A 9,658-nucleotide genomic window follows, 5' to 3' on the forward strand; every position below is an offset into this window, starting at 1 on the left:
GAACCCGGGACTACTGGTCCCCCTATCCCGAGGTAGCCAGCGGCAAAATTTACGGAGAAACAGCCAAGGACGGCGGCGCGCAAGCGTTCAAAGACGTTCTGGGAAAAGCATTTCCGCTTGAAGCTCATCCCGGCAGCGGAACCGTCGGCGCCGAGACATCGCCCTATGGGATCACGCTTGACATCACCTATCCGAAGGCCTCCCCTGCCCGCCTGCTCGAGGCGTCATCGCAAGCCGCCGGCGCATGGGCAAAGGCCTCCGTCGATGAACGCACGGGCGTGTGCCTCGAGATCCTCGACCGCCTGAACAAACGCAGTTTCGAGATGGCCAACGCCGTGTCGCAAACGACCGGTCAGGCCTTCATGATGGCGTTTCAGGCCGGAGGTCCGCACGCCCAGGACCGCGGTCTGGAAGCGGTCGCCTATGCCTATGCGGAAATGACACGCACGCCGCAAACAGCCGTCTGGACCAAACCGCAGGGAAAACACGACCCGCTGGTTCTTGAGAAGCGCTACCGCGTCGTGCCGCGCGGCATCGCGCTGGTCATCGGATGTGCGACATTTCCGACCTGGAATTCCTATCCCGGCCTCTTTGCCAGCCTTGCGACGGGAAACACCGTCATCGTCAAGCCGCACCCCGGCGCCATCCTGCCGCTCGCACTAACGGTGCAGATCGGCCGCGACGTGCTGGAAGAAGCCGGCTTCGATCCGAACGTCCTGCTGCTGGCGGCGGACGAACCGGGAGCAGAGCTGACAAAAGAACTGGTTGAAGCGCCACAGGTCCGCATCATAGACTTCACCGGCTCCAACAGCTTCGGCCGCTGGGTGCGTGAAAACGCCGGACCTGACACGCAGGTCTATACGGAGGAAGCAGGCGTCAACTCGATCGTCGTCGCATCCACCGACGCCTTTCGCGGCATGTGCGCAAATATCGGATTTTCCCTGTCGCTCTATAGCGGCCAGATGTGCACGGCCCCTCAGAACATCTATGTGCCGGAGGGCGGCATCGAAACCGATGAAGGACACAAGAGTTTTGACGAGGTCGCCGAAGGGATCAGCAACGCCGTTGACAAATTGCTGTCGGATCCGGCCCGCGCGGGCGGCGTGTGCGGCGCAATAGCAGGAGAGGCAACTGCCGAGCGTGTCAAATCGAGCGCCGCCCTCGGCACGGTTCTGCGTGCCTCGACCAGCCTTGAGGGCATGGACGGCGCCCGCACGGCAACGCCCCTGATATTGAAGGTTCTGGAGGGTGAAACCGAAGCGCATCATGAAGAACGGTTCGGCCCGATCAGTTTCGTCGTGGCCGCTGCCGACGTGCACGAAGCCATAAGAAGCGCAGCGGACCTTGCTTCCAGAAAAGGTGCGATCACCGCATCCGTTTACGCGACTGACGACGAAACCCTCGACGAGGCCGCCGACGCCTTTGCCTCCGCCGGCGTCAGCCTGTCATGCAATCTGACGGGAGGCATCTTCGTCAACCAGAGCGCTGCCTTCAGCGACTACCACGTAACCGGGGCCAACCCCGCCGGCAATGCGTCACTGACCGACGCGGCATTCGTTGCCAACCGGTTCCGAATTGCCGCCACGCGACGTCACCTGGCCGCGTAAGCCCGCGCTGTATTCGAGTGTTTTTGCACATGAAAAGGCCGGCGTCCGTTTCGGGCGCCAGCCGGTTGGAAGGTGCGGCGGTCCTAGCCAGGCGGATCAGTGGTCCACATCGCGAAACACGCCGCGTCCGCTGGAAATCCCGAAGGCCACGTCGCTGCGCACAAGTCCGAGATCACGCAGTTCATGATTGGACATGGAGATCAACTCCTGGTGCTCACGGCGGGTGCGTCGGCGCTTGCGCGCCTCCTCGGAAAACGGATTCATCCGTTTCAGCACGGCTTTGACGACTTCCCGGGAACGTGAAGCCGGCTTGGCGATTGTGTGGTCGATTACGATCGTCATCTTGCGCTCCTTGGAATCAACGGGTCGACTGCGGGGCATGGCCTCGGGTCATGTCGTCGACGATGAGAATGTAGGAGCGGCCCGTTTCAGTCCGATTTCGCCAACGGGCCCCAAAAGTTTCAATTGTTGCGCATCACACCTGCGACCATGAAAAAAGTGAAAATATTTCAGTCGTTTACCGCGACCGGTCCGGGATATGGCTGAGCGTTGGAAACATCTGAAACAAAACACCGAAACCGGCGTCGGTGTGCATCAATGTCATAAAGCGGTTCCATCAGAGACTGTTGCCGGCGTTCGGGCGGCCGCACGGGTCTGAAAAAGATGTAGTCTATTATTTGCAGATATTGTATTTAACATGGTAAGCATCAAAATTATAATAAATGAAAATTTCAATATAAAAATAAACATTCATTTTTCAATATATAGATAATTTATAATATTTCGTATATATTTCAAGAAACTCTATTAATCTGTTTCTTTGTGAGATTGATCACAAACGAAATGATCGGGAGGTATTAGTTTTCCAATTGGAATTGCAAGTTTTTTGCCTTTCCGGTGAGCGCGGTAGCGCAAACCAACAACTAGTGTTCGCAAAGCAGCGGCATGCCCCAGACCGCTGACCGTGTCGAATGCGAGGTGAGCTGTGCAAGCCAGCTCACCTTTTTTTTGCCGGGATTTGGTATGGGCGGCCCTGATGCGATGGCGCTTCAGATCACATCACTGCTCGCGAAACGCGCGTGCCATACTGTCAATGACCGGCTGGCTCAGATAATCGAAGAATGTTCTTTCCTTCGTCTGGATCATCACTTCCACCGGCATTCCTGGTGTCGGCGAGAACCCGCGCACCCGTTGCATCTCCCTGGCGTCAAGCGTTACGCGCGCCACATAGACCTCACGCTGCATCGCGACCTGGGTCTTGTCCGGCAGCGAGTCGGCGGACACATAATGAACCTTGCCGTTCAGCACCGGTGTAATTCTCTGGTTGAGCGCGCTTAATCTGACGATGGCCGGCTGGCCGATACGCACGCTGTCAATATCCGTTCGCGACACATGCGCCTCGATAATGAGCGGAACGTTGGACGGCAGTATCTCCGCGATGCTCTTGCCACTCTCGATGACGCCGCCCGCGGTGTGATAATTCATTTTCACGACGGTTCCCGAAACCGGGGCCTTGATCAGCGCCCGCCGAAGCACATTCTCCGCATTGCGGAACTGTTCGCGGACCGTATCCAGTTCGGCCTCAATCGACTGCAGTTCATCGACCACGGCCTGCCGATGGTTCGTCTGGGTCTGCGCCATCTGCCGTCTCAGTTTGGCGATCTGCGCCAGTGTTTCGGACACCTGGGAATCGAGGCGGCCGATCTGGCCCTCCGCATCCGCGATGGCGCGCTGTATGGCGTTGACCTCCACCTTGCGTATGAAACCCTTCGCTTTCGAGCAGTTCGAGTTGTCGCTCCATCGAGCTGCGTTGAAGTTCAAACCCGTCGGTCCGGAATTCCAGAGAGGCAATGTTGCTTTCATAGACCTTCAGGTCGTTGTCCAGCTTGCCGCGCGACGCCTGGAAATTGATCCTCTGGCTCTCGAGCATGGAGGCGATTTCCTCATTGCTGGCCTGACGCGTCAGAAAGTCCGGAAACGCCACCTCGGACAGTCCCTGGAAGTGCGAGACAAGCCGCGCATTGATCGCCTCCAGCCGTGCGCGCCTCAAAAAGAGCTGACGTTCGTCGGCAAGCGCTGCGGTATCGTCAAGACGAACGATAGGCTGGCCCTTTTCGACCGTGTCGCCCTCGGTTACCAGGATTTCGTGGATAACCCCGCCCTCCAGATGCTGGATGATTTTGTTTTGCCCCGTCGCCACGAAGCTGCCTTGTGAAATGACCGCGGCCGCGAGCGGCGCGGTGAAAGCCCAGGCGCCGAACCCGCCGAACGCCGCTAAAATCAGAAGCAGACCGTAAAAGGTATGCTTCCTGATTCCTCTCGGCACCTCCGAATACCACTCGATGTGATCGGCCGCCTTCTGAGAATGGGTCATGACAATGTGCTCCCGTCACTGTTGGCCGGACCCGCCGAGCCGTCCGTTGTTCTGGCTTTCGGCCAGCGCCTGAAGAACCTGATTGCGATGGCCGAACATGGAAACCGCACCGCTTGCAAGAAGCAGGATCTTGTCGACATGCTGCAGCAGCGCCGGTTTCTGCGTGATCACGACGACGGTGATGTTGTTCTTCTTCGCATGCGCCAGCGCATTGGCCAGAGCCCGGTCGCCGAGCGCATCGAGGTTGGAGTTGGGCTCATCGAGGACAACGAGGCGCGGGTCTCCGAAGAAAGCGCGCGCCAGGGCGATGCGCTGCTTCTGCCCGCCGGAGAGCGGCGAGCCGTCGGCCGCCACGATCGTCTCGTAACCCTGCGGCAGCGAGGCGATCATCTCATGGACATCGGCGAGCGACGCCGCCTCGAATATCTGCTCGTCGCTGGCGTCGCCTCTCATCCGGCCGATATTGTCCTTGATGGAGCCCGGAAAAAGCTGAACGTCCTGCGGCAGATAGCCGATATTCTCGCCGAATTGCCGCTGGTCCCAGTTGCGAAGGTCCATGAGGTCAAGCCGCACGCAGCCGGATGTCGGCAGGATGGAGCCGACCAGCATCTTTCCCAGCGTCGTCTTGCCGGCGCCGGAATCGCCGATGATGGCCAGCGAGTCGCCGGGAGCGAGTGAGAAATGCACGGCGTTGAGCACGACCCGCTTGGTCCCCTGCGGCACGTAGAGCAGCCGCTCGACATCAAGACGCCCCTCCGGCCTCGGCAATTTCAGCCGCTCGAAATTCAGCGGCGAGCTCTTCAAGAGCGCGGCGATCCGCCCGTAGGACGATCGCGACAGCAAAAACTGGTTCCACCCCTCAATGGCGCCTTCGATCGGCGCGAGCGCCCGGCCGGCGATGATCGATGCGGCAATCACCATGCCTCCGGTGATCTGACTCTCGATGGCCAGAAAGGCGCCCCACCCCAGCATGCCGACCTGCGTCAGCAGCCTGATGCCTCTTGAGAACGTCGCGGAAACGATGTTGCGGTCCTGCGCCCTCACCTGCGCACGCAGGGATGACGCGGTGTCCTTTCCCCAGATGTTGACGGCCTCCGGGATCATCGCCAGCGCATTGATGATCTGCGAATTGCGCGCCATGGAATCGAGATGCAGATTTGCCTTGCTCATATGGCTGTTGGCCTCACCGAACGGCGCCGAAGTGAGCTTCTGGTTGATGAGCGCGACGATGAGCAAGGCAATCGCTGTCGCCACCACGATCATTCCGAGATCCGGATGGATCAGGAAAATCGCCAGCACAAAGAGCGGCGTGAACGGCGCATCGAGAAACGACAGCAAGGTTCCCGAGACAAGAAACGAGCGCAGCTGCTGCAGGTCGCCGAGTATCTGGTACTCACGCCCGTTTCCGTGCAGAGACGCTCGGGCCGCCGCGCTGAGGATTGGCGTGCCGAGTTGGGCGGCCACCTCGACGGCTGTCCGCATCAGGATGAAACGCCTGATCGCATCGAACACGACCTGCAGGATCACCGCCGCCACGATAACCGCCGTCAGCATGATCAGCGTGTCGGTCGAACGGCTGGTCAGAACCCGGTCCGATATCTGGAACAGGTAGATGGGGATGGCGAGAACCAGGATGTTCGCGGCGGAACTGAAGATCATGACGATCGCCATATTGTTGCGCACCGCAGCCAGTCCGGCCTTCAGGCTCTTGGAGAAATCAACCGGGCCGAGACGTTTGTGGAACATGCCGCCACCGCCTCCACCGCCGCCACGGCCGAGGTTCCCGCCGCTGCCGGATCCGCCATTGTTTTCCGTTTCCGAGTCCCTGGCCCGGACGGGGCCGGTATCGCCATCTATGGTTTTTGTCCCGGGGACGGAGTTCGGGCGATCGACGCGGAACGTCGGCTGTTCCGTCTTTGCCGTGACGGTCTCGGCACCGGTCTCATTTAGCGGCTCGTCGGGCTGCGAGGATACGGTTTCATCTCCGCCGGAGGCATCGTCCTCTTCCTCGGGAAGAGCCTTCAGCTGTTCGACAGCCGCGTCGATTTTCTCCAGCGGGTCCTGTCGGCCGTCTTCGTCGTAACCGGTGTCTTCGTCAGGCAATGACACCTCGTCTGTCCGCGATTGCGCGGAGCGTTCGGAATAATTCACGTCAGGGTCCCCCGCTCAAGCCAGCATTGTCTGCATGACATCCGCCTGAACCGGATCGCCCGGATCGACGGGTTCGACTGCTTCGCAAGCCTCGCTGTCCGGCTCGAGCATGCCGTCGGCAAGGAATACAACGGCTTCATCGGCCAATGCCGATGCCGCCTCCGCGCCTGTCACCGGATCATCCGACACCAGTTCGGCCTGGTAGAGAAACGCATCCGAATAGGCGTCACCGGCCACATAAACCGTTGAGTCGGTGCCGGCATCGACGATCGAAGCAAGGTTCACGACGTCATTGTCGCCGGTCTGGACCTCCCACTCGCCCTGCGTTCCGGCAGTCAATTGCGAAGCAACGACCGAGATCTGATCGGCGTCTCCGACCACATTTGTCTGCAGGATGGTTTGCAGGTCGTAGATGCTTCCTTCGACGTAAAGGACGCGCAGGCCTGTGAGGCCGGCAAAGGCCTCGTCGCCGAGCACACCGGCTGTGATTGTGTCAGTTCCGTTTTTCAGGTTTTGCGCGGTTTGCGCATAGGCGCCCGGCATCGCCTCGATGGTTGTTTCTCCGATCTTGTGAATACTTGCCTGGTTCCAGAGAAGGTTGTCGCCCGTCGACAAGGCTCCCTGCCAGGACGTGCCGAATTCACCGATGGAGGACAGATGGTCTCCGTCAAGGAGAACATTGGTCTGGCTGATGACATTGGCATGATAGATATCGCCGCCGACGACGATCAGGTCATAATAAAGCCCGAGCTCGAACAGCGAGAACGAGTTGACCGCCGTGTTGTCGCCGGTGCTCAACATGGTCGACGTCCCGGAGGACGACAGGACCGTCATATCGTGATCGGAAATGAGATTGACCTGCTCGAGCCAGTTCAGAAAGACCAGATTGCCCTCGATCCGGGTCACCGCCCAGGCCTTGGGAAACACCGCCGGCAGGTCCTCCGCCTCATCTCCCTGATCGCTGCTTTCCAGGGAGAATGAAGCAATGTTGAATGCCAGTGTCGGATTGGCCGCCACCTGTGCCGAGGATACGTAGGAACCGACAAAACTGTCGACATCGCTCCAGACATTGATCTGGCTGATCACATCGATGGAGACATAGTCTCCCATGGTCGCAAAGACAGATGCGTCAAGCCAGTAGGAGGCGATGTAAGCCTCATTGACGATGAAGTTTCCGCCGGTATCAACGTCCATCAACGGCACCGGTTCGACGGTGCCCTGCCCTGCAACGAAGGTTATCTCATCGGCGTCTTCCTCAGCCTCTTCCTTTTCCGGCAGATAATCGTCGATTTCGGGAGCGTCTTGCGCCTTCTCACCATTGACGTGAATCCCGAACACCTGCTGGCCGGAGGCGACCGGCAAAGCCGGAGCCTCATCGAGCCCGCTGATAATCCCGTCGACAATCTCGCCGATCGCCTCCTCCGATGTGGGCAGATCAAGGTCGCCGATCGGATCGAGGTCAGCGCCCGAAGACAACAGTGCATCAAGATCCGCCTCGAACCGGGCAATATCGATCACATCGACATCCCAATCGTCCCAGGCCACATGATCATTGTCCGTCAGCCGGTTGGTCTGTTTCGCGATGACAACGATCGAGCCCGGGGGCGTGATCGTGAAACTCAAGGAAAACTGGGCCGCAAAAGCAGGTGAGTGCCAGGCCGGCGGGAACAGACTGCCCTGACTTTCGATGAAGACGTCCGGCACCTCGCCGGGGTCATGAAACAGTCCCGGAATGATTTCCGGCGCAAGATCGACCGGCGGCGGCATGTAATTGACGTGGGGAACAAAATCCAGGAGCCCGTGCGGCGCTTTGACCGTGACACTGAGGTTCGGAAGATCCCTTTCTTCCTCGCTCAGTTTCTCGTGCGCTTTGAACTCATCGTAATCCAGACGCGCGCGCTGCTGTTCCACAACGATATTGAAGACACCAATGAAGTGAGCAATGACTTCCGTGACGGGATCCATGGACACAGTTAAGCCTCCCGTTTGATCCGTAGTGCCCCATCATTCTGGCAGGCTGCATCCAGACCGGTCATTTGGCGCCGGCCTTGGCGCAAAACGAAGCCGGGCAATAGATGCCCGGCTTCCTGTTTGAACTGGGTCAGACGCTGTCGTCGCCCGTCAGCGTTTCGGTGTAGTTTCCTCCGACAACGGTCATGTCGACCGTGTTTCCGAGGATGTTGGCACCCATCACGATGCTCTGATTGAACGCGGTGGTGTCAATCGCCGCACCGGCGATGGCTTCGGAAATTCCGTTGATGGTGCTGTCGTCACCATTGTAGGAACCCCACATGCCGCCGGCTCCACCGGCTCCGCCGTCGCCATTGATGGCCTTGGCTGTTCCGCCGGCACCGCCGTCGCCGCCAATGCCCTTGGCTATGGCTTCGCCACCGATGCCCTTGCCGCCGGTTGCGGCACCGCCGGTCGCATCGCCACCAACGCCCTTGCCGGCGCCGTAGCCGTCACCCTTGGCAAGTCCGGCACCGTAGCCGCCTCCGCCACTGGAGTCGCCGCCGTCACCGCCTTTGCCGCCGGTCGCATAGGCCTTCGCGTCACCGCCATCGGCATCGCTATAGCCCTTGCCGCCGTCGCCGCCCTTGGCGCCTGCGGCAGCAAGCGACTTGGCTTCGGCATCGTCACCGCCAGGTTTCTTATGCCAGTACCAGTGTCCGCCGCCATCGGCTTCGGCATAGGCCTTGGACAGGGCAATCGCACCGGCGTCGCCGCCATCCGCATCGACATCGCCGCCGTCACCGCCTTCAGCCTTGGCCTTGGCGCCCTTGGCATTGCCGCCGTCACCGGTCTTGTCGGCATCACCGCCAACACCGACGCCGACACCAACCGCGCCGAGACCGAGGCCCGTGCCGGTACCGTCACCGCCCTTGGCGTTGCCGCCCTTGGCATTGCCGCCATAGCCGCCACCGGCCAGAGCCAGACCGCCGAGAGCATGTCCGCCATCATCGCCGTCCGCGCTGGCTTTCGCCTTCGAGCCGCCATCGCCGCCACCGCCGCCGGCATCGATGCCTTCGTCAGCGGTTGCGTGACCACCATTGGCATTTCCGTTCTGCTGGAAATTGGCATTGTTGGTGACATCCGGGTCCTTCAGCTTGTCGTTATCGACGAGCGTGTTGGTCTGCGAGAAGACATTGGCACTGTCATTGCCCGCTCCGTCCAACGCACCATTGAGAATGTCGTCGAACGACACATCGTCGCCGGGATTGTAGTTGATGTCGCCGTCACGGTTGACCAGAAGACCCTCGACAGTCGAATTCGCGATATCGATATCGTTGTGGTCGTTGTCGGTCGGCATGTAGCCTTTCATGTCCACCTTGACGTCCACATCAACGTCCACGTCGGACTTGTTGTAAGTGTCCGACTTGGAGTAGCTGTGTGAGCCGCTCTTGGAGTGGCTGCCGGCATATGCGTCACTGTCCGAAGAACTCTTGTTGTAGTTCTTGTTCAGATTGGCATTCAGGTTGCCGTTTCCGTTCAGGTTGCCATTGCCGTTGTGATTGTCGTTGTCGTT

General features: G+C 59.7%; 5 protein-coding genes and 1 pseudogene. 1 reads left to right on the forward strand and 5 read right to left on the reverse strand.

Features of this window, described 5'->3' with window-relative positions:
• On the forward strand, positions 1 to 1,607 hold a 1,607-nt coding region (gene paaN / locus AC5E6N_RS21180), incomplete at its 5' end, for a phenylacetic acid degradation protein PaaN (protein ID WP_491749675.1).
• 96 nt (positions 1,608 to 1,703) lie between these two features.
• Here paaN and AC5E6N_RS21185 read toward each other — a convergent pair.
• From AC5E6N_RS21185 to AC5E6N_RS21205, 5 genes and pseudogenes are all read right to left on the reverse strand, one after another.
• Positions 1,704 to 1,949: a DUF1127 domain-containing protein gene (locus AC5E6N_RS21185; protein ID WP_491749676.1), complete on the reverse strand. Its 246-nt coding sequence runs from the start codon at positions 1,947 to 1,949 to the stop codon at positions 1,704 to 1,706.
• A gap of 717 nt (positions 1,950 to 2,666) precedes the next feature.
• A pseudogene (locus AC5E6N_RS21190) lies at positions 2,667 to 3,981 on the reverse strand (HlyD family type I secretion periplasmic adaptor subunit).
• A gap of 15 nt (positions 3,982 to 3,996) precedes the next feature.
• On the reverse strand, positions 3,997 to 6,084 hold the full coding sequence (locus AC5E6N_RS21195) for a type I secretion system permease/ATPase (RefSeq protein WP_491749677.1): 2,088 nt from the start codon (positions 6,082 to 6,084) through the stop codon (positions 3,997 to 3,999).
• A gap of 63 nt (positions 6,085 to 6,147) precedes the next feature.
• Positions 6,148 to 8,103 (reverse strand): hypothetical protein, encoded by a 1,956-nt coding sequence (locus AC5E6N_RS21200; RefSeq protein WP_491749678.1) that lies wholly within the window; start codon positions 8,101 to 8,103, stop codon positions 6,148 to 6,150.
• A gap of 130 nt (positions 8,104 to 8,233) precedes the next feature.
• Positions 8,234 to 9,658: hypothetical protein (locus AC5E6N_RS21205; RefSeq protein WP_491749679.1), on the reverse strand; the 1,425-nt coding region annotated here is incomplete at its 5' end.

It is taken from the genome of Hoeflea sp., from assembly GCF_984452065.1.